This window comes from Enterobacter cloacae complex sp. P1B (assembly GCF_014982345.1).
GTDB lineage: Bacteria > Pseudomonadota > Gammaproteobacteria > Enterobacterales > Enterobacteriaceae > Enterobacter > Enterobacter bugandensis.
Genome location: NZ_JADCLF010000044.1, coordinates 1 through 296, shown reverse-complemented (window position 1 = coordinate 296; position 296 = coordinate 1). Strand labels below are relative to the sequence as shown.

Annotated in this window: 1 pseudogene; it reads left to right on the top strand. The window is 35.1% G+C overall.

The features are described 5' to 3' along the window. A pseudogene (locus tag INF77_RS23385) lies at window positions 1-296 on the top strand (polysaccharide biosynthesis protein); the annotation flags it as partial.

Sequence of the window (296 nt, the reverse complement as noted above, 5' to 3'; positions counted from 1 at the left end):
GGCATAATTGGTCTTTTCTTTATAAACGCTTTAGTAGCTAAATACTTGGGGCCTGTAGTAATTGGGCAAATAGCAATCGCAACTGCGATTTTTCAAATTATTCAAGTTGCCGCGGTTTTTGGTAGCGATAGTATTTTCTATAAAAGAATAACCACAAACTTACTGGGCGGCATTCAATTAATGTTGCCTATATTCATATTGAGGAGTGCGGTATTTATATTTTTTGCATGTACTTGCATCATGATTTTAAATGTGCAAATGGATTTAACAGGTATGGTGTTAGTGCTGTCAATATG